This is a genomic window from Croceimicrobium sp. (assembly GCF_965228705.1).
GTDB lineage: Bacteria > Bacteroidota > Bacteroidia > Flavobacteriales > Schleiferiaceae > Croceimicrobium.
Window position 1 is genome coordinate 1,796,572 of sequence record NZ_OZ245832.1, and the last position, 20,131, is coordinate 1,816,702.

The window sequence follows — 20,131 nt, forward strand, 5'->3', positions numbered from 1 at the left end:
CCTTACTCTTTTATAAAGGAAGCGTGCCAATGACGGCCTTCCTCATTACTTAATTCCAAATAATATGAACCTCTCTTTAAGCCTTGCAGGGAGATAGGCTCCTCATAATTCTCCAATTTTCCAGATTGTAAAATTTGACCAGCCGTGTTTAGAATCCGATAACTTTCAAATTGATTCTCCTGCAAATTAGCGATGTATAAGAGTCCCTTGCTGGGGTTTGGATAGAGATAGGGAAGCGGACCATTCCACTCTTCCAGACTTAAGCCATTGCCCACCAAGACTACCGAATAATCTTCTGCTTCTCCATTGAAGTAATTACAAGGATCAGGGTACAATCCTCCATCCTGCAGACGAATGCGCATCCGAACCGTATCCGTGGAGCTAAACTGCCCCAAGGCAATAGTGCCATAGGAATAATCTTGAGGATCTATTGCCGACATCTGAATACGCTCATCCTCGGTAAAGACCGTATCATTATTGTAATCGATCCAGGCATACACACTATCCTCCGGAATCAGGGAATTTACCTTAACCGATAGGGTATAGCTCTGATTGGTATTGAGACTGGCATAATGCTGCGTAAAATTACTGTAGCCACTCCTGTTACTGGTATTCTGAAGATTAGAAAGAATGACTTCCTCTATATAACTAGGTGGGAATGCCCCGGCATTTCCTGATTTGCAGAATCCCGTATCCTGCACTCGATAGTGGAAACGATAAGTGCTACTGGTATCATTTTGGGTACCTACTGCAAAAACCTTAAAGTACATATCAGTACCCAATGGATATGCTGGAATCGGCTCCAAAGTTTTATAGGTACTATCCTGAACTCGTATAAAGCCCCTCACACTATCCATTGCGATAGAACCTGCCGACCATTGCACATAAACGGTATCAGGCAAACTTGAATAACCCACCACAGCATGTACATGTTGCGCCATCGCATCGGTAGGAACTAAAAAACTGGGGCGCGAATCTAAATCCACCTTCAAAATACGCGGATAACTCAATCGATCCTTCAAAGTAATTTGCCACATCCCTCTACCCCAGGTAGCGGCACGCAGTAGATTAGCCCCATGCATAATTTCTAAATCCGTTACCGAAACATTGGGTAAATCTGTATTAAAGAGGAACCAGTTATTGGCCTGCAAGGCTTTGACATAAACCCCGATTTCGGCACCTAGATAAATATTATGATCCGGACTGTTGTCAATCACCACTGATCGAATGGGCATATCTCCCAAATTGCCCGTGATATTAGTCCAGCTATTTCCCTGATCATAGCTTATAAAAACCTTCTGACCATCATTTTGGTAAGTACCATAAGTCACTACAATTATGGAATCTGAATGGGGGGCAAAGGTGATATCCGTAATAGTAGAATTTGGTAAGCCCGTGCTCTTACGGCGGAAGATTTGACCACCATCGGTGGAAATTTCAAAATCATCACTTCGAGCTACAGCCAGGATTTGACCATTATTGGGCGCGATGGCCGCACGGTTTATTTCTCCCGTAAATAACGGACTACCCAGAGTATTCCAGTTTTGACCAAAATCATTGCTTTCATAAACCTGATCTCCAAAATGATAGAGTGTAAAATGGTCTAGACTATTGCGATCCAAAGGCGCTTCCCAGGCTCCGGACTGTCCATTGGGAGTAGCTCCGGTTTGAGTTTTACCGCCATCAAAAGTGAGGCGACGAGTGCCATATTGTACACTACCCATCATCCAATCGTGATTTAAAGGATGTACCAAACCTTCCATACCATCAGCACCATAAAACTCTACCCAACCTTCTTTGCGAAAGATACTGGTTCCATTATCCTGAGAACCAGCGATTGTTGTGTAGGCTTCATTTTGAGCAATTCCAATTGAGTAATTCTCACGAATCCCCGTGCCCGAAGACAGCCTCTGCCAGCTTAAACCCTGACCGCTACTCTTAGCTAAAAAGCCATCTGTTCCAATATAGAAGTCACCATTATGAGCTTCAATCTCTCGTAGGTCGGCATGCACATAGATGGAACTATTAAAAGGACGACTATTGTTTATCGACCACCAGGTAATTTGATTAAAGTTTTGCCCGCCATCGGTACTCCGGAAAATATCCAACATCCCGTAAATCATTATCGATGTATCCAGATCACTTACCGCAAAACCATCACAGGTTCCCGAAGGGTTAGTCATAAAGCTGAAGTTCTGCCCTTCGTCGGTACTTTTCCAAACCCCATTTCCTGAAGCCGCGTACAAACAATCAGGGCATGCCGGGCTTACCGCGATTTCGACATTCGCGCCATTATTACCACTCAAGGTGGCAGATGCGCTAAATGTCTGTCCGCCATCATGCGACACTAAAATCACATCCCCATTATTACCCCAGTAATAATCATCATAAACATAGATCGTAGCCGTGTCTGTAGGATGAAATTTAATATGCGTGATATCGGTATTGCTTAAAACCTGAGTCCAGGTTTGCAAATCGTCATTTGAAATATAAAGTCCATTATTGGTACCCACATAAACCCGATTAGGGATATCCGGATGGTAAAGCAATTGATACACCTGGCCATTCTTCCCCAGGCCGGTCCAGGAGATATTGCTGGGATTAAATGGAGTTTGCGCCCAGGTTTGGCCACCATCAACGGAACGGTAAATCCCATGACTGGTGCCATTACGAGCATTGCGCAGATTGATCAAAACCGAATCCCGATGATTAGGATTTACCGCCATGGTATTAACACCGGTTGCCGGTAAAAATTCAGTACTGCTGCGAGCCCAGGTCTGACCGCCATTGGTGCTCTTCCAAAAACCACCGCTTCGCGAGCCCAAATACAAAAAGTCTGGATCCGAAGGATCGAAATAAAAACACTCTACCCTACCCAGGCCCGGAGAATAATGTCCGGTAATGCTGTCAATAGAATAAGGTCCCATATCTACCCATCCTGCAGAATTTGTTTTTTCCATGCTAGATTGAATTCGCTCCCATTCTTTGGACACGAAATAAGGATCAAGCTCAGAGCGGTCGCCTTCCGCATTGTACTTGTATTCATTGGCCCAGAGCCAGCGTTGAAAACCTTTATAACCAGAACCTTCTTCGGTTCCATGCTCAGCAAACCAGGCATTGGCGGCTGCTTTGACTTCCGCAATCGAGTATTGGGGGTCATTCATCATGGCTTTGTACTCCTGTGCAGAGAGTGGAGACAAGATTAAGCCCAAAGCCGAAACAAAAAATAATCGAATAGAAATAGGCATAGTATCTGTGTGAATTCCTGCTAATTTAGAGCATATTTTTTCTCCCTGCGTGAATCCCATTCCAGAAAAGTATATCAAGAAGATCATCCATGTAGATATGGATGCATTCTATGCATCGGTAGAACAAAGAGACCGACCGGAATTACGCGGCAAGCCTATTGCCGTGGGGGGCTCAAGGGAAAGAGGTGTAGTGGCGGCGGCCAGTTATGAAGCAAGAAAATATGGAGTTCGTTCCGCCATGCCCTCCGCTATTGCCTGGCGCCGTTGCCCGGATATTATTTTCCTAAAACCCGATTTCAAGAAATACCGGGCCATTTCGCAACAGATTCGCAGCATCTTTCATCGTTATACCGATCTCGTAGAACCGCTTTCGCTGGATGAGGCCTATCTCGATGTGAGCCAGAATAAAGCTGGCATTAGCAGTGCCAGTAAAATTGCCCGTAAAATCCGTGAGGAGATCAAAGCAGAAACGGAGCTCAATGCTTCAGCTGGCATTTCCATCAATAAATTTCTGGCCAAAGTGGCCTCCGACATCAACAAACCAAACGGGCAAAAAACCATTATGCCCGATGAGGTAATTTCATTTTTGGAGGAACTACCTATCCAGAAGTTTTTTGGAGTAGGAGCCAAAACTGCCGAGAAAATGAAGAGGCTCGGAATTCACAATGGTAAAGACTTAAAAGCCTGGGACATTGCCTTGCTTAAACAGGAATTTGGTAAGGCAGGGGAACATTATTTTAATATCGTTCGCGGCTTGCAAAAGTCGGAGGTAAAGCCATCCCGAGCTCGCAAATCTTTAGGTGCCGAACGTACTTTCGATCACGATTTAAAAAGTAGCCAAGAAGTAGAAGATGCGCTGAGGTCTATCTTCGAAATCTGGTATCAACGCATCGAAGAGTCGGGTCTTAAAGGACGTACGATAAGCTTAAAGCTGAAGAGCCAGAACTTCGAAACCCTCACGCGCAGCAAGAGTTTGGAGCAAGCAAGTAATTCCAGGGCACTCCTATTTAAAGAGTCGATGGACCTGCTTCAAAAACAGTATCGCGGGGAAGCCATTCGCCTGCTCGGATTAAGCCTTTCGAATTTTGGCAGTGATTTTGAAGCTAAAGCCCAACAACTAACGCTCGATTTTTAGATTTGCATAAAGATTCCCTCATGAAGAAATTACTTTGGATTTTCGCCTTTAGCCCACTGCTATTCATAGCTTGTGAAAAAGATACCCTCACAGACGTTTTAAGCGGTAATGTTTCTACCTCACAAATGATTGATGGTTTAAAGATGGCCTTGAACGTAAGTTCCGACACCTCCATAACCAAGCTCTCAAAGTTTGACGGCTATTTTGGCGACCCCGAAGTAAAACTGGATCTTCCTCTCGCTACTCAAGCGGCTATTACTGCATTGCAATCTAAAAGCATCAATTTAGGTTTAACTACCATTAGTGGAGCCGACCTTTACAATGGTACTACCGTTTTAGGCATTACTATTCCAGGCATTAAAAGTCAGGAAGATGCAGTGGTAGAAGGTATTAATCGTGCTGCCGAAAGTGCGGCCAATACTGCTAAACCCATTTTTGCAGATGCTATTACGGGCATGAGCATTTTAGATGCCAGTTCCATTTTATTAAGTGGCAGTGACACGGCCGCTACTGCCTATTTGCGCACCAGCACCGGGCCTGATTTATATATGGCCTATGAGCCAAAGGTAGATAGCACTTTAAAGGCAATTCAGGTGGGCAACGTAAGTGTGGCTCAATCTTATGAAGACCTGGTAAGTGACTACAATGACCTTTTGGCGATTGGCATACCTGGCTTTGGAAATGTAGGCAGCCTTACCAATTTAAACCCAATTTTGGTAGAAGACCTTTCCGATTATACCACCAACAAGGCCTTAGACGGACTTTACGATAAAATGGGGGAAGAAGAAACCGCCATTCGAAATGATCCTGCCGCTCGGGTAAATGATTTACTTTCTCTGGTATTTGGTTTATTAGACTAATGCGAATTTTTCTTTTCACCCTATTATGCCTGCCTTTCTGGGGACAGGCCCAAAACAGCGAGGCCTATACTGATAAAGATCTTCAAACCTATCTGGATCTCAGTAAGTCAATTAATCTCGCAAGACAAGAAGCAGCCGATTATGCCCATCGCATGCAAGCGGAACTGCTAATTTCCAATGAGCAGATGGAACAAACTCTGATGGCCCTTAAAGAACGGGGATCCTGGGAAGCTCTAGAACCTGATTTGGACTCCAATTTTGCTAAGCGCTTTAATGAGTTAATGACTTATCGGGCAACTCTCAAAGCAAGACTAAAAGAAAACCTGCAAAAAGAATTGGCCGCGGTTGGCTGGACTGATGACTTTTATCAGCACCTTGTATTAACCATTCAAGCTGATCCTAAATTACAGGAAAGGCTAATCCAACTCAGTAAAAAAGAAGAACAAAGCGAATGAAAACCATTGGCATTTTAATGGGAGGCTACTCGGGCGAATACGAGGTTTCGATGGCTTCCGGTAATGTGGTATACCAAAATTTGCAAAATCAAGGTTTTGAGTTATTCCGCGTAGAGCTGAAAAAAAACCAATGGGAAGCTTTGGATAGTGAAGGGAATCGATATCCTATTATTACAGATGACTTTAGTTTCATTTTAGCTGATCGAAGGGTAAAATTCGATGCGGTGTTCAATGCCATTCATGGTCACCCGGGTGAAGATGGCCCTTTAGCAGGTTATTTTGATATGTTAGGCTTGGCCTATACCAGCTCAGGGCAATTTGCCAGCGCCCTCACCTTTAATAAAGCCGAATGCAATATTTTGCTCGAACGCTATGGTTTTAAAGTAGCTAAAAGTGTGTTCCTTCATGCGGAACCCGAATTGAAAGAGGAAGAAATTATTGAAAGATTAGGACTGCCCTGTTTCGTTAAGCCCTGCCGTAGTGGTTCCTCCATCGGCGTAAGCAAGGTAAAAACGGCTGCCGATTTAGGTCCGGCCATCGCTAAAGCCAAGGAAGTAGACAATAAGGTATTAATTGAAGCCATGGTGCCTGGTTTGGAATTGGCTTGCGGAGTAAGCGATCATACCGGAGATGCTCAAGCTCTAGCGGTTACACATATTAAACCCGCCGGCGAATTCTTCGATTATGAGTCTAAATACAGTGGTCAGTCAGAAGAAATAACACCCGCTCAAATCCCGGCGGAGGTCTACGAAAAAGTAATGCGTCAATCCGAAGCAGCTTATCGACTTTTAGAATTAAAAGGTCTGTCGCGGGTTGACTATATCCTGGATGCCAATAATGAGCCGGTACTTATCGAAGTAAATACGGTTCCGGGCTTCAGCACAGAAAGCTTATTACCCAAACAAGCCTTACATGCCGGGATAAGCTTACCGGAGCTCTTCCGCGCTTGCGTGGAAAAAACCTTATCTTAGGATTTATGAAGATTGCAGTTTTCCCCGGTTCTTTTGATCCCATAACCCTCGGGCATGTGGATATCGTAAAAAGAGCGCTTCCCCTGTTTGATAAAATCATAGTGGCTGTAGGCCGAAATGCCAATAAGGCCTATATGTTCCCGGAAGAACAGCGCATCGCATGGATTAAAGACACTTTTAAGGATGAGCCCAAAATTGAAGTAGGTCAGTACAGTGGCTTAACCACCCGCTATTGTACTGAAGTGGGCGCACAATTTATTTTGAGGGGACTTCGCAATCCGGCAGACTTTGAATTTGAAAAAGCTATTGCCCAAACCAATCGTAAATTAAAGTCAGACCTGGATACTGTTTTCCTATTAACAGCCAGTGGACTATCGTCGATAAGCAGCAGCATTGTGAGAGATGTAATTCGAAATCACGGCGACTACAGCCAATTTGTCCCGGCAGCCGTTAGAGTCCCATCTTAAGAGATATCTTCTTGTAAAGCATCCAGCACCAGGCCTATATTACCATAGGTGTTTTTGCGATTTTCGAGTATTTGCTTAGGATCACACCAGCTAGCATCTAAAATATCCTCTTCCAATTGGGGGACTAAAAAATCAAAGCCTTTGGCAATGCGCATGGCAAACCAATAAGTGCGCTTTAAGATCAATCGATCATCTAAAGGATAAATATGATAGGTAGTGGGTAAAATTCCGGTAATCTCCGGGCGTGGTACCCCGGTTTCTTCTTCAACTTCGCGTAAAGCCGCTAATTCTTTAGGCTCTCCAAATTCAATTTTCCCTTTGGGCAAATCCCATTTTCCCAGGCGATAGATCATTAATAAATCCTGATCGGGGTTTAAAACTGCCCCTCCGGCTGCTTCAATAATCTTGAAGTTCTTTTTAAAATTTGCCCAAACTTCCTTTAGGTTGCGAGCAAAGACATAAACTGGTTCAGCGGGACTTTCGAGCCTTGCGCGCACCAGGTTCATCAGTTGGGCCTCTCCCAAGTAGTCGATTGCCTTTTCACGGCTTTGATCACCGATAATTAGAAGGGAATCCTTGATGAAAACTTTATACATTTGAGCCATGATTTTAGACCCTCGTACCGCGCATGAGACGGCCGAAAAGCTCATGCAAATTAAGGCAATTAAACTGCAACCCAAAGCCCCTTTTACTTGGGCTAGTGGATGGAAATCTCCTATCTATTGCGATAATCGTATTACCCTGAGTTATCCCGACTTACGAAATTTCTTAAAGTCTGCTTTGGCGGATGCCCTTAAGAAATTGTACCCCGATGCGGAAGTAGTTGTTGGCGTAGCTACTGGTGCAATCGCCATGGGCGCCTTGGTGGCGGATGAATTAGGACTTCCCTTTGTATATGTTCGCCCAGAGCCAAAAAAGCATGGTCGTCAAAATCAAATTGAAGGCGAATTACCTGCCCAGGCTAAAGTGGTGGTAGTAGAGGATTTAATTTCTACCGGCGGCAGTAGTTTAAAGGTGGTTAATGTATTGCGCGAATCTGGAGCTGAAGTAATGGGCATGTTGGCCTTATTTACCTACGCCTTCCGGGTGGCGGAAGAAAACTTTGATCAAGCCCAATTAGCTTTGCACACCTTAAGCGATTACCCGCACCTCTTGGAAGCCCTGCAACAAAGTGGCGACCTCGATAAAGATACATTTGAAACCCTCATTAGCTGGCGTGAAGACCCCGGCTCCTGGCAAGCATAATACCATGAGAATAGAATCTAAGGAAGTTCAGATTTCGAAAAGTCCCGCAGAATTTTTCGAACTGATGTCGGATTTAAAGAATATGAAATTAGTAATGCCTGCTTCGGTAGAGCGTTTTGAGTCGGATGCCGAAACCTTTGTATTTGGCTTAAAAGGCATGCCAGATGTTCGCTTATTGATCGACGAGGTAAATCCTCCGGGATTACTAAAATTCAAAGCGGCTAGTTCTAAATTAGACTTCACCCTCAGCACCATCCTCGAAGAAAACGAAGCTGGCGCCAAAGTGAAATATCTTTTTGAAGGGAACTTTAATCCGATGATGAAAATGATGGTGGAGCGTCCACTAACTCGTTTCATCGAAGATTTGAGTGCCAGTACCGCTGAGCTCTAGTTAAAAGACGAAACGAATACTTTGATGCTGTAAGGTTTCCTGGCGACCATCTTGCCAGGTTACTTTTAGCTCGCCACCGGGATTTACGCCCTCACATCGCAAGCTTAATTTTTGCCCATCCCGAAGTACCGGAACCCATTGATCTCTGCCATAGAGAATAGATTCAAATTCGCGATGCTGTCCTTCGTATTGCTTAAATCGTAATTGCTGATAACGGTTATCAAGGTGAACAACCAGTTTTTCAAAGACCTCCTGAACCGCTAAATCCTGACCGATAATCTTACTGAGGCTGGTGGCCTGAGGATGTGGGAACTTCTTTTGCCGCACATTAATACCAATTCCTACAATGCAGTTTTCCATTCGGGAACCTCGCAGGGAGGATTCCGCCAAAACTCCGGCAATTTTCTGTTCACCATAAAACCAATCATTGGGCCATTTGATATAAGAATCAAAGCCCAGCTCCAAACCCAAATCATGCAAGGCAAGACAAACTGACATAGTTAAACGATAAGATTCGGAAGCTGACAGAAAAACCGGACGTAGCAACAGGCTCATCAGCAAGTTTTGGCCGGGCTCCGAATCCCATTGCTTGCCATATTGTCCCCGGCCTGAAGTTTGGTATTCGCTAAGGAGGCAAAAACCCTCGGGTAGCTCTTGCTCTTGATTTAGTTCTTTGACTGCGGTATTGGTGCTAGTCACTTCGGGGAGAATTTTATAATCTCTGCCCACCAATTCTGTATTCATAAGGCTAATTTCGATAATAGCTAAGGCACCTTAACGACAATGCTTAATTTTGCCCTTCAAATTAAATGGATTTAATGTCGCAAACGAACTTTTCGAATCTGGTTGACGAAATTGTAGAAGGAATGGATGATCTAAAAGCATCGAACATTACCATTCTCGATCTTCGAAATATTGAAAACTCTATCTGCTCCTTTTTCGTTATTGGAGAAGGAAACTCAAATACTCAAGTAAAAGCAATCAGTAATTCGGTTGAAAAAAGAGTGCGCGAGAATCTGAAGGACAAACCCTGGCATGTGGAAGGATTGGAGAACGCGGAGTGGGTATTAATGGACTATGTTGACACGGTAGTTCATATCTTCCAGCCCGAGACCCGTAAATTTTATGACTTAGAGAGCCTCTGGGGTGATGCTGAGCTTCATCATTTTGAAGCGAAGAATTAAGACTTAAGACAAAAATGGAAAACGAAAAAGATAACAAGGAACAATTGCGAAAGCTGAAAGAACAGTTCTCGCGTAATTCCGGAGAAAAACCGAATGGCAATAATAAAGGAGGCCCGGGTGGGGATCCGCGTCGTCGATTCAATATTTATTGGATCTATGCCATTATCGCCCTTTTCCTAATCGCTCTGCAACTTTTACATTCGGTAGGAAACGACCAAAAGCAAATCAATTTTGATGATTTCACCGCCATGATCGAACGTGGTGATGTGAAGAAAGTGAAGATCATCAATGAAAAAATCGTCCAGGTATACCTAACCAAGGATGCGCTGGACTCTGGCCTGGAAGAGTACAAAGACCTGAAGGACAACCCAATGGGTCCCGGAGTGGATGGTCCTCATTATAGCTTTGAGATGCCTTATGAGGCGTACAAAGAAAATATGAGCTATTTCTATGATCAGCACCCCGAGCTCAAAGACAAACGGATCACCCCTCATTTCGAGGAGGTGAAAGACTATTTCGGAGGCACCCTATCCTATTTGATTCCCTTTATTCTCTTAATCGGAATTTGGATTTTCATCATGCGTCGTATGAGCGGTGGTGGTAGTGGCCCCGGAGCACAGATCTTCAATATCGGTAAATCCAAAGCCCAGCTTTTTGATCAAAACACCAATGTGAAGATCACCTTTAAAAATGTAGCAGGTTTGGAAGGCGCCAAAGAAGAAGTACAAGAAATTGTAAGCTTCTTAAAAGATCCCGATCGCTATACTTCCTTGGGAGGTAAAATTCCTAAAGGTGCTTTATTGGTAGGCCCTCCCGGAACGGGTAAGACCTTATTGGCCAAAGCCGTTGCGGGTGAAGCCAAGGTTCCTTTCTTCTCCCTTTCAGGATCCGACTTTGTTGAGATGTTTGTGGGGGTTGGCGCTTCTCGGGTACGTGACCTCTTTAAGCAAGCCAAGGAAAAATCACCTTCGATCATTTTCATTGATGAGATTGATGCTATTGGTAGAGCGCGCGGTAAAAATGCCCTTTCCGGCGGAAACGACGAAAGAGAAAATACCCTCAACCAGCTTTTAACCGAAATGGATGGTTTTGGCACCAATGAACATGTTATTGTTTTAGCGGCTACCAACCGTGCTGATATCCTGGACAAGGCCCTCTTAAGAGCCGGTCGCTTTGACCGTCAGATTTTCGTGGATCTTCCCGAATTGAATGAACGTAAAGAAATCTTTAAAGTACACCTGGCTCCTTTGAAATTGGCACCCAAAGTGGATTCTGATTTCTTAGCCCGTCAAACTCCTGGATTTAGCGGAGCGGATATTGCCAATGTTTGTAATGAGGCAGCCCTAATTGCCGCTCGTAAAGACAAGAAAGCGATTGATCAGCAAGACTTCCTGGATGCGGTTGATCGTATTATTGGTGGATTGGAGAAAAAGAGCAAAATCATTTCTCATGAAGAGAAGAAGATCATTGCCCATCACGAAGCGGGTCATGCTACCGTAAGTTGGTTATTAGAGCATGCCCATCCTTTAGTTAAAGTTACCATTGTTCCGCGTGGTCGCTCTTTGGGAGCCGCCTGGTATTTGCCCGAAGAAAGACAGCTTACCAATACCGATCAGATTCTGGATGAGATGTGCGCTGCCCTGGGGGGTAGAGCCGCTGAAGAAATCATCTTTGGGAAAATCTCAACCGGCGCTTTGAGTGATTTGGAGAAAGTAACCAAGCAAGCTCGAGCCATGGTTACCATTTATGGATTGAACGCCAAGCTTGGAAACATCACGTATTACGATTCGCAGAATGGTAATGATATGGGCTTCACCAAGCCCTATAGTGAACGTACAGCTCAAATTATTGATGAGGAAATCAGTAAGATTATTGAAAATCAATACCTAAGAGCTAAAGAGCTATTAACAGGCAATCAGGAAAAACTTATCCAGTTAGCTGAATTGTTACTGGAAAAAGAAGTTATTTTTAAGGAAAATTTAGAGGAGATCTTTGGTAAACGGAGATGGAAGAGCAGAGACGAAGTACTGCACGAAGAAAATCATCCCGATGAAGAATTAGAAAACAAAGACCCTGAAGCTTCTACTGAAGAAGCGGAAAGTACAGATCTCCCGGCTTAAAAATAATATGGCGGAGCAAAAATCAAAAAAAGGCTTGCTCGGTCGTTTCATGGATATTTTATCCGGAAGACCAACAGAGAATTCCCAGACCGAAGAGCTGGACAAGCCCGTTATTGAGTTTACCGCCGAAGAGTCGGATCCCACAGATTTAGGATTTGTAAAGAAATTTACCGCTTCGGGCGGTAAGTTTCTTTATTGTGAAGATGAAGGGGAAGCCTTTCATTTTCTACGTCAGATAATGGAAGAATCCGGATTAGGTCAGGTCTATTGCACCGACCCCAATTTGATCTCCATCTTGCGAAAAGCAGAGGTTAATGTTCATGAAAATGACTGGACCAACAGCGATGCTTTTTGCACCTCTTGCGAATATTTAGTGAGCTTTAATGGTGGTATAATGATCTCCGCCAATCAGCTTCACGGCAAGAAATTAGAAGACCTGCCCGAAACCTTTATCACCATCGGACGTACCAGTCAGATCACAGATAATCTTCGTTCGGCCCTGGCAGGTATCAGAGTTCGCTATAAGAACAATTTACCCTCACAGATTACTACGATAAAAGGACCTAAAAAGGTCGAGAACCTGGAAGAAAACGACCAGGGGAAAATTTGTAATAAGGAGATTTACCTGCTACTCCTGGAAGATCAGCTCTAAATGAACAACCTTATTACCCGAAGCTTAAGTGGGATTGTCTACGTTCTGCTCATCTTGATGAGTACCTTTTATATTCCTCATGGTTCATTTCTCTTGGCCGGAATTTTAGGTAGCCTAGCTCTTATCGAATGGCATAATTTTAAGCCGGAAGCTCATAAACGCGGACACTCTGTATTCTCAGTGCTCATTCTCTTAATGAGTTTGGCCTATTTCAGCCCCGAAATAAGTTCAGTGTCCAAGGCAGCCATGGCTTTAATTAGCCTGGTATTAATCCTGATGATGATCTTACAAAACATTTTTGTGGAAGATTCTCAAAGAGCTTTGGACAGCCTGTTTCGCAATGTATTTGGCCTCTTTTATATTGTACCGGCCCTTTTAAGCCTGGCCTTCCTTGGGGAGCATAGCTGGATATTAGCCGGAGTCTTCATTATGATCTGGTGCTTCGACTCCTTTGCCTATTTAGTAGGTAAATATTTAGGCTCCCATAAATTAATGCCGCGAATCTCGCCCAACAAAACTTGGGAAGGATTCATTGGTGGCGCCCTCTTTTCGGCTTTGGCAGCCGCTCTGCTTTGGAATTATTCCGGTGTAGAATTCCTAAAACTATGGCATTGGCTCAGCTTGTCCTTTCTGGTGGTATTGAGTGCTACCTTTGGCGATCTTTTTGAATCTGCGCTGAAACGCAAGCATAATCTGAAAGACAGCGGAAAAATGATGCCTGGTCATGGAGGAATTTTAGATCGAATTGACAGTTTGCTCTTTGCCATGCCCGTGACCTTCTTATTTTTGAATTTAATAGCCACCAACAAACTATGATACGCATCCACCACGAAGGATTTCGAATCCTCCTCCAAACCCTGATCATTTTAGGTCTGATCAACTTTTTGGCGATCTGGTTAAGTGATATGGAGTGGTTGGAAAACAGCGTACTTTTCTTAAGCCTGGTGGTTTATATCCTGGTATTACAGTTTTTCCGCAATCCAAAGCGCTTTCCACCCCAAGGTGATGATATTGTTATTGCTCCTGCTGATGGAAAGATTGTAGCCATCGAAGAAATCGAAGAACCTGAATACTTCAAGAAAAAGATGCTGCAGATCAGCATTTTTATGTCGCCCCTCAACGTTCATGTGAATCGTTATCCGGTTCCGGGAACGGTAAAATACTCGCAGTATCATGCCGGAGCCTATTTGGTGGCCTGGCATCCAAAATCGAGTACCTTAAACGAACGTACTGCGGTAGTGGTGGAAACTCCTTCCGGCATAGAAGTGATGCATAAACAAATTGCCGGAGCCGTTGCCAGACGTATTATTAATTATGCCAAAGTGGGCTCCAAAGCCATTCAAGGGGCCGACTGTGGTTTTATTCGCTTTGGATCAAGGGTAGATATCGTTCTGCCTTTGGATGCCAACATTTTAGTGAAAGTTGGTGATAAAGCCCGCGGCGGAGAACAAATTTTAGCTGAATTAAAGTGATGATAGTCATGCACAGCGACCTGGACATAGAATTTGAAAAGTATGTGAAAATTGGCAATAATATGCCGCCTCAGGCTGCAGACGATATGCTAATTGCCTATGCTTTTTACAAACAGGCTACCGTAGGAGATGTGCAGGGAGATCGACCAACTGAATCCAGTAATGTGGTGCAGACCTTTAAATTTGATGCTTGGCGTCGCTTGGAAGGTATGCCCATGGAAGAAGCCAAAAAGCGCTATATCCAAACCATTATTGAACTTGAAGCACGCCTGAAAAAACCGAAGGCTTAGGCCTGACGTTCTTTAGCCCAGCTCAAGGCCAGATTCAATTGCTCCTCCATGCTAAGATCCGTATTATCTAAAACCAAAGCGTCTGCGGTTTGGATAAGAGGTGAATCTTCTCGATGGGTATCCAAATAATCGCGTTCTTCCAGATTATTAGCGACTTCCTCTAAGGTCATTTGCATGCCTTTACTCTGCAATTCCGCAAAACGCCTTTGAGCTCTCACCGCTGGATCTGCGGTCATAAAGATTTTTAACTCGGCATCAGGCATTACCACCGATGCAATATCACGACCATCCATCACCACCGATCCTGCCTCAGCAATAGCCTGCTGCTGCTTCACCAAAAAGCGACGAACTTCCGAAATTTGAGCTACCAAACTCACCTTAGAGGCAACTTCAGCTCCGCGAATTTCTCTTTCAACCGCTCTTCCATTTACATGAATTACCGGCTTGCCCTCGCTTTCGCTGAATTGGAAATCCAAGTTTAAACGCCTTAAAGATTCAATGAGCGCCGCTTCCATCAAATTACCTCCTTGAAAACAGCCCTGCTCCAAAGCCCAATAAGTAACAGCCCGGTACATAGCTCCGGTATCGATATAGCGAAAATTTAAGGCTGCGGCCAACTGACGGGCCATGGTACTTTTCCCCGTAGATGAATAACCATCTACTGCGATTCTAATCCCCTTCATTTTTCTTTTTTCGGAACTCGTCTAAACTGGTTCGTAGGGTAATTTGATTGGCACCACCCGCGATGTGGTACATATTACGACTGTAATGCAGATAGAACTTGGAGATCCGAATTCCGCCCCCTACTGAAAACCCGGCCACCGTTCTACGGCTTTCCAAATTCAATTCCTGACGACGACGGAAACTATATCCAAATTGAAGGTTAAAAGATTCAGAGGGCGCAAACTCCGCCCCAATCACCACATGGCGCAAGAGGTTATTCCAAATCGAAGGAAAATTCTCCTCCACCTCACCAGTAAACTGATTTACCGTAAAAGCAGTTGGATCAGTATAGCGTAAGTCAAAAGATTCAAGATGTTCCAAAGTAATCTGCCAGCGCAAAGGCATATGCTCGAAGCGATTGGAAAAACCTAATTGAAGCTCAAAGGGTAAATCCTCTTTAACATCGGCATAGGGATTAAGCTGAAAACCAGCGTTTTTCATCACCAAGGCTACCGCTATTCGGCGTTTAGGAATCTGATACGTAACCCCGGCATCCCAAGCCAGACCCCAGGAGCTCCAGGTATCATAAACAGAATTAATCACTTTCATGGTAGCCCCGAAAGACCAGGTAGAATCCAAGCGATACGAATATCCGAGATTTACGGCCATATCATTCCCGGTAAAGGTTCCCTGGCGAATGCCAATCACATTGGCGCGATCGAACTCACCATAATCGAAATACTGTAATTGCAAGAAGAAAGTACCTACACTATCAAAATTTTGAGCATAGGCGATATCCGCGAATCGAATATCCGCCACATAATCTACAAAGGAACTAGTGATTTGCCCGCTCATTTCTTTGCGAAGCAAGGACGGATTATAAAGGGCAAAATTGAGGTCCTCTACCGTATTAGCAATAGCATTGCTCCCCTGACCAGCCACTCTGGCGGAAGCGATATTATTTAAAAACTGATAGGTTGTACGGCCTCCCAATTGAGCTTGGGCAAAAAGCGGTACCAGGCAGAGGAATATGAACAGTTTTCTCATAAAGGGCGAAAGTTATGAAAAGAACGTCGATGGCAGAGCTTTATTTGCCGCAATAAAAAAACCCGAAGCTAAGCTCCGGGTTTTCCTCTGTTTTTATGCTCTTAAGCCTTGGTTCCGAAACCAATTGCTTTGTTTTCTGCTTTCAGATTTTTCGCATTTTCTACTAATTTATCCGAAAGGGCAATATCTATTACTTCCATCATTCGCTCTACATAGTGGAAAGTTAATCCTTCCAGGTAGTCTTCGCGAATCTCTTTGATATCCTTTTCATTGCGCTTGGACAAGATAATCTCCATAATATCTGCTCGCTTGGCGGCCAGGATTTTCTCTTTAATGCCACCTACAGGAAGCACCTCACCGCGCAATGTAATCTCACCAGTCATGGCCAATCGAGGTTTCACTTCTCTTTGGGAAAAGAGCGAGGCCAGTGAAGTTAAAATGCTAATCCCTGCTGAAGGTCCATCCTTGGGAACGGCTCCCTCCGGGAAGTGGATATGCACATCATATTGATCAAAGAGGCGATAATCTACCCCAAATTCATCGGAATGCGCTTTTAAATAAGCCATGGCGATAGAGGCAGATTCCTTCATCACATCCCCTAAATTACCGGTAATACTCAATCTTCCACGACCTCTGGCAATGGATGATTCGATATAAAGAATATCACCACCAACGGGAGTCCAGGCCAAGCCTGTTACCAATCCGGCAATCGAGCGATCTTCATAACGATCCTTGGAAAAACGTTCTGAACCTAATATCTCAGGAACATCTTTAAGGGCTGGTTTTATGTGATACTCCTGCTCCATGGCAATGCTCTTGGCGGCATATCGAACCATTTTAGCAATCACCTTATCCAATCCACGTACCCCAGATTCGCGGGTATAGTGTTCAATTACATACTCAAGTACCTTTTTACTCAAGCTCAGATGTTTCTTCTCTAAACCATGCTCTTTAAGCTGCTTAGGCAGAAGGTGTTTAGCGGCGATCTGCACTTTCTCCTCAACGGTATATCCATTGATTTCAATGATCTCCATCCGATCCCTTAAGGCTGGGTGAATGGCTCCTAAATTATTTGCAGTGGCGATAAATAAAACTTTACTCAGGTCGTATCCTACCTCCAAATAATTATCGTAAAAACTGCTGTTCTGCTCTGGATCCAAAACCTCTAACATTGCTGAAGCCGGATCACCATGACCTCTTCCGCTGGAAAGCTTATCAATCTCATCCAGTACAAAAACCGGATTACTGGCTTCAGCCTTCTTAATATTTTGCATCAAGCGCCCAGGCATGGCACCGATATAGGTTTTACGGTGACCGCGAATTTCCGCTTCATCACCCAAACCACCTAAAGACATACGGATATAAGATCGGCCTAAAGCCTCAGCTACACTTTTACCTAAACTGGTTTTACCCACTCCGGGAGGACCGTATAAACAAAGGATCGGCGCTTTCATATCGCCCTTCAATTTCAATACGGCCAAGTATTCCAATAAGCGCTCTTTCACCTTTTCCAGGCCATAATGATCACGGTTTAAGATGCGCTCTGCACGTTTCAGATTGAAATTATCCTTAGAAGTTTCATTCCAGGGTAAGTCCAACATAAACTCTAAATAGTTCCGTTGAATGCTAAATTCCGGTACTTGAGGATTTACCCTTTGTAGCTTACCAAGCTCCTTCTCGAAGAGCTCAGCAATTTTCTCAGGCCAGTCTTTCTTTCGGCCCTTTGCCCGCATTTCTTCAATTTCTGACTCGGTGCTGCTCCCGCCCAATTCTTCCTGAATCTGACGTAATTGCTGCTGCAGGAAATACTCTCGCTGCTGCTTATCAAAATCTAAACGAACCTTATCCTGAATTTCATTCTTCATCTCCAGCATCTGCGCTTCAAGATTCAGCAATTTCAGTACTTCTGTAGCCCGATCACCAAGATCATCTACCTCGAGAAGATGTTGCTTCTTATCCACCTCCGCATTCATATTATTGCTCACGAAATTGAGCAAGAAGGTATCACTGTCGATACTGCGGATAGTTAATGCCGCCTCATTAGGTATTTCCTGAGACTTATCAATAATGTCGAGAGCCACATCCTTAATGGACTCCATCATCAGCTTAAATTGACCATCATCCGGAGCCGGCATGCGCTCATCAGATTTATGCACCCGCGCATAAATATGAGGTTCCGTACGATTAAAGTCTTCTATGACAAATCGTCTTAGACCTTGTAAAATAACCGCGGTATGTCCATTGGGTAATTTAAACTGACGAATAACCTTGGCCACAGTTCCTACCCGATATAAATCATCGGTTCCTGGATCTTCGGTATCACCATTCTTCTGGCTCACCACTCCTAATAGACCCTGATTTTTACTTACCTGATTAAGTAAGCTGATGGATTTATCACGTCCGGCGGTAATTGGAATTACAACCCCTGGGAAAAGGACGGTATTACGCAAGGGTAAAATAGGCAGCTCCTCTGGTAAGTCTTGATTCTTAAGAGACTCTTCGTCTTCCTTACTCATCAAAGGGATATATTCCCCTTCTTCACGAATCACTCCCAGCTGAAACTGGTCAATATCTTTAAAGTTGGTAAAACTCATTCAATAGCAAATTTGATCGCCTCTTCTGAGGCCATCTCCTAAAAAGTCAATCCTTATGCCAAAGGAATATTAGCCGCGGGAAGTAGCCGTTTTGTCAAAAACCACCTGCAAAATGTCACGCTCCACCGAATCTAATTCTATAGACCGACGTTGCATTACTAGCTCGGCGGTTTTCATAGCCTTATCGAAACGATATTCCATAAATCCACCAGAGCCTCCCCAGCTAAAAGAAGGGATAAAATTGCGGGGAAATCCCCCACCATAGATATTGGCACTTACGCCTACTACTGTGCCGGTATTAAACATGGTATTGATCCCACATTTTGAATGATCCCCCATAATGAGGCCGCAAAACTGCAAACCTGTTGGAGCGAATCTACCCGCTACATAATCCCAGATTTTCACCTCTTCATAGTTATTCTTGAGGTTGGAATTATTGCTATCGGCACCAATATTACACCACTCTCCTAAAACGGAGTTACCTAAAAAGCCATCATGACCTTTATTGGAGTAGCCGATAATAACGGAATTGTTCACCTCGCCCCCAACTTTACTATGAGGACCAACAGTAGTGGCTCCATAAATCTTGGTAGACAGTTTTAAGGTGGCATGCTCACAAAGGGCCAAGGCACCTCGAACTGCTGAGCCCTCCATTATCTCAGAATCCTTTCCAAGGTAAATAGGGCCGCTGGTACTATTTAAAACTGCCGCTTCCACCTTTGCGCCTTCCTCTAGGAAGATCCGATCACCAATTAGGGTATTGGTATCAGAAATGGGTGCAGATTGACGACCGGCTGTAATTAATTCAAAGTCCTTTTCTAACTCCGATGCATTATTCGAAAAGAGATGATAAGGACGAGAGATATAATTGAAGCTTCCCTCATAATCCAATACCTGGGTATCCTGCTCAGCTTCTTCCATCAATGCTTCGCGAGTGCGAGTGGCAATAAGGATATCACCTTGCATGAGGCTTTCATTTTCTTCCAGTGCCAATACCGCTTCTATCAGATCAGCATCCGGACAAACGGCGGGATTAATAAAGAGGTCTTCACCTTCTTCATGCAAAGGAAACTTAGTACTTAAGTAATCTTCAGTGAGATAAGAATAGCGGTATGATTCCCCTAATCGCTTTAACCACTTCTCCTCTAAGGTGAGGATTCCACAGCGCAATTTGGCAGTGGGACGGGTAAAAGTGAGGGGTAATAAATGATCGCGTTGGCTATCGTCGAAGAAGATGATATTCATGGTCGGAGAATTAAGGCTGCAAGATAATTGAGGTCCACAAAAAAACCCCTTCTCCAAGCGGAAAAGGGGTTTAAAATATGATTAAGAAAAAT

20 protein-coding genes are annotated in these 20,131 nt (G+C 44.1%); 13 read left to right on the forward strand and 7 right to left on the reverse strand.

The features are described 5' to 3' along the window. Positions 1-2: 2 nt before the first annotated feature. Complete coding sequence (locus ACO05P_RS08120) at positions 3-3,248, reverse strand: GEVED domain-containing protein (protein ID WP_421754700.1); 3,246 nt, start codon at positions 3,246-3,248, stop codon at positions 3-5. Between the two features lie 49 nt (positions 3,249-3,297). Between ACO05P_RS08120 and dinB the strand changes: the two genes are divergently transcribed. From dinB to coaD, 5 genes are read left to right on the forward strand one after another with little or no spacing between them, the layout of a single operon-like run. Beyond that, the gene (gene dinB / locus ACO05P_RS08125; protein WP_421754702.1) at positions 3,298-4,383 is read left to right on the forward strand and encodes a DNA polymerase IV; all 1,086 of its coding nucleotides are present in this window, start codon (positions 3,298-3,300) and stop codon (positions 4,381-4,383) included. Positions 4,384-4,403: 20 nt separating this feature from the next. Next, the gene (locus ACO05P_RS08130) at positions 4,404-5,243 is read left to right on the forward strand and encodes a DUF4197 domain-containing protein (protein WP_421754703.1); all 840 of its coding nucleotides are present in this window, start codon (positions 4,404-4,406) and stop codon (positions 5,241-5,243) included. Further along, positions 5,243-5,698, forward strand: a complete 456-nt coding sequence (locus ACO05P_RS08135; RefSeq protein ID WP_421754704.1) for a hypothetical protein — start codon at positions 5,243-5,245, stop codon at positions 5,696-5,698. The genes ACO05P_RS08130 and ACO05P_RS08135 overlap by 1 nt, the downstream gene beginning before the upstream one ends. Next, positions 5,695-6,669 carry a D-alanine--D-alanine ligase gene (locus ACO05P_RS08140; RefSeq protein ID WP_421754706.1) on the forward strand — a complete coding sequence of 325 codons (975 nt, stop codon included), beginning with the start codon at positions 5,695-5,697 and terminating at the stop codon, positions 6,667-6,669. The genes ACO05P_RS08135 and ACO05P_RS08140 overlap by 4 nt, the downstream gene beginning before the upstream one ends. 5 nt (positions 6,670-6,674) lie before the next feature. Further along, entirely contained in the window at positions 6,675-7,136 is a 462-nt protein-coding gene (gene coaD / locus ACO05P_RS08145; RefSeq protein ID WP_421754708.1) for a pantetheine-phosphate adenylyltransferase, read from the forward strand. Here the strand turns inward: coaD and ACO05P_RS08150 are convergent. Then, on the reverse strand, positions 7,133-7,732 hold the full coding sequence (locus ACO05P_RS08150) for an NUDIX hydrolase (RefSeq protein WP_421754710.1): 600 nt from the start codon (positions 7,730-7,732) through the stop codon (positions 7,133-7,135). The genes coaD and ACO05P_RS08150 overlap by 4 nt on opposite strands. Before the next feature lie 7 nt (positions 7,733-7,739). Between ACO05P_RS08150 and pyrE the strand changes: the two genes are divergently transcribed. Then, a complete protein-coding gene (gene pyrE, locus ACO05P_RS08155; protein WP_421754712.1) occupies positions 7,740-8,381 on the forward strand; it encodes an orotate phosphoribosyltransferase in 642 nt (213 codons plus the stop codon). Between the two features lie 4 nt (positions 8,382-8,385). Beyond that, positions 8,386-8,772, forward strand: coding sequence for an SRPBCC family protein (locus tag ACO05P_RS08160; protein ID WP_210759461.1), 387 nt, complete (start codon positions 8,386-8,388; stop codon positions 8,770-8,772). Here ACO05P_RS08160 and ACO05P_RS08165 read toward each other — a convergent pair whose 3' ends face one another. Further along, positions 8,773-9,516, reverse strand: a complete 744-nt coding sequence (locus ACO05P_RS08165; RefSeq protein WP_421754714.1) for a biotin--[acetyl-CoA-carboxylase] ligase — start codon at positions 9,514-9,516, stop codon at positions 8,773-8,775. Between the two features lie 74 nt (positions 9,517-9,590). On the opposite strand from ACO05P_RS08165, the gene rsfS reads away from it, so the two are divergent. The 6 genes from rsfS to ACO05P_RS08195 are packed head-to-tail and all read left to right on the forward strand — an operon-like array spanning position 9,591 to position 14,490. After that, entirely contained in the window at positions 9,591-9,956 is a 366-nt protein-coding gene (rsfS, locus tag ACO05P_RS08170) for a ribosome silencing factor (protein ID WP_421754715.1), read from the forward strand. A 14-nt stretch (positions 9,957-9,970) separates the two neighbouring features. Next, positions 9,971-12,076 (forward strand): ATP-dependent zinc metalloprotease FtsH, encoded by a 2,106-nt coding sequence (ftsH, locus tag ACO05P_RS08175; protein ID WP_421754717.1) that lies wholly within the window; start codon positions 9,971-9,973, stop codon positions 12,074-12,076. A 7-nt stretch (positions 12,077-12,083) separates the two neighbouring features. Then, positions 12,084-12,728 (forward strand): LUD domain-containing protein, encoded by a 645-nt coding sequence (locus ACO05P_RS08180; RefSeq protein WP_421754719.1) that lies wholly within the window; start codon positions 12,084-12,086, stop codon positions 12,726-12,728. Beyond that, positions 12,729-13,544 (forward strand): phosphatidate cytidylyltransferase, encoded by an 816-nt coding sequence (locus ACO05P_RS08185; RefSeq protein ID WP_421754720.1) that lies wholly within the window; start codon positions 12,729-12,731, stop codon positions 13,542-13,544. It begins immediately after the preceding gene. Further along, the gene (locus tag ACO05P_RS08190) at positions 13,541-14,200 is read left to right on the forward strand and encodes a phosphatidylserine decarboxylase family protein (RefSeq protein ID WP_421754721.1); all 660 of its coding nucleotides are present in this window, start codon (positions 13,541-13,543) and stop codon (positions 14,198-14,200) included. The genes ACO05P_RS08185 and ACO05P_RS08190 overlap by 4 nt, the downstream gene beginning before the upstream one ends. 8 nt (positions 14,201-14,208) lie before the next feature. Beyond that, positions 14,209-14,490: an acyl-CoA-binding protein gene (locus tag ACO05P_RS08195; protein ID WP_421754722.1), complete on the forward strand. Its 282-nt coding sequence runs from the start codon at positions 14,209-14,211 to the stop codon at positions 14,488-14,490. On the opposite strand, the gene cmk is transcribed toward ACO05P_RS08195, so the two are convergent. The 4 genes from cmk to ACO05P_RS08215 form a co-directional block, all read right to left on the reverse strand. Next, positions 14,487-15,173 carry a (d)CMP kinase gene (gene cmk, locus ACO05P_RS08200; RefSeq protein ID WP_421754724.1) on the reverse strand — a complete coding sequence of 229 codons (687 nt, stop codon included), beginning with the start codon at positions 15,171-15,173 and terminating at the stop codon, positions 14,487-14,489. The two genes, ACO05P_RS08195 and cmk, sit on opposite strands and share 4 nt — an antisense overlap. After that, the gene (gene porQ, locus ACO05P_RS08205) at positions 15,160-16,200 is read right to left on the reverse strand and encodes a type IX secretion system protein PorQ (RefSeq protein ID WP_421754725.1); all 1,041 of its coding nucleotides are present in this window, start codon (positions 16,198-16,200) and stop codon (positions 15,160-15,162) included. The genes cmk and porQ overlap by 14 nt, the downstream gene beginning before the upstream one ends. A 101-nt stretch (positions 16,201-16,301) precedes the next feature. Then, the gene (gene lon, locus ACO05P_RS08210) at positions 16,302-18,794 is read right to left on the reverse strand and encodes an endopeptidase La (RefSeq protein WP_421754728.1); all 2,493 of its coding nucleotides are present in this window, start codon (positions 18,792-18,794) and stop codon (positions 16,302-16,304) included. 69 nt (positions 18,795-18,863) lie between these two features. Next, positions 18,864-20,039 (reverse strand): GlmU family protein, encoded by a 1,176-nt coding sequence (locus ACO05P_RS08215; protein WP_421754729.1) that lies wholly within the window; start codon positions 20,037-20,039, stop codon positions 18,864-18,866. Between the last annotated feature and the right edge of the window lie 92 nt (positions 20,040-20,131).